This window comes from Paraburkholderia sp. BR10923 (assembly GCF_040948765.1).
GTDB classification, from domain to species: domain Bacteria; phylum Pseudomonadota; class Gammaproteobacteria; order Burkholderiales; family Burkholderiaceae; genus Paraburkholderia; species Paraburkholderia youngii.
The window spans coordinates 1-464 of sequence record NZ_JBFPKO010000163.1; the positions used below are offsets into that span (position 1 = coordinate 1).

Here is a 464-nt window from a genome sequence, read left to right on the forward strand (position 1 = left end):
AAACCCGCACCTTCGTCAGCTGCCATCGCCAGCGTCTGCTGCTTCATCCTGTTCTGCCTTCCTTATCCACTCCGCTCTATAACGCTCCGAGTAGCTATGCGGTGGACTTGATCAGCAATGCCTTAGGCACTTTATGTCGGACCTGGTATCCTGGCGGAATGAAAAAACGCAGGCCGTACCCAACGGATGTATCGGATGAAGAGTGGTACTTCGCCGCTCCGTATCTGACCTTGATGAACAAGGACGCACCGCAGCGCCGCTACGAACTGCGCGAGATGTTCAACGCGCTGCGCTGGATCGTACGTGCGGGTGCCCCATGCCGTTTGTTGCCCAATGATTTCCGCCATGGGAGTTGATCTACCAGCAGACGCAACGCTGGATTCAGGCGGGCTGCTTCGAGGCCATGGTGAGCGATTTGCGCTCGATCATCCGGGTCGCCCAGGATCGCCGTGGTCAACCCAGCG

At 58.0% G+C, this 464-nt stretch carries 1 pseudogene; it reads left to right on the forward strand.

The features are described from left to right. Positions 1–158: 158 nt before the first annotated feature. A pseudogene (locus tag AB3X94_RS41920) lies at positions 159–464 on the forward strand (transposase); the annotation flags it as partial.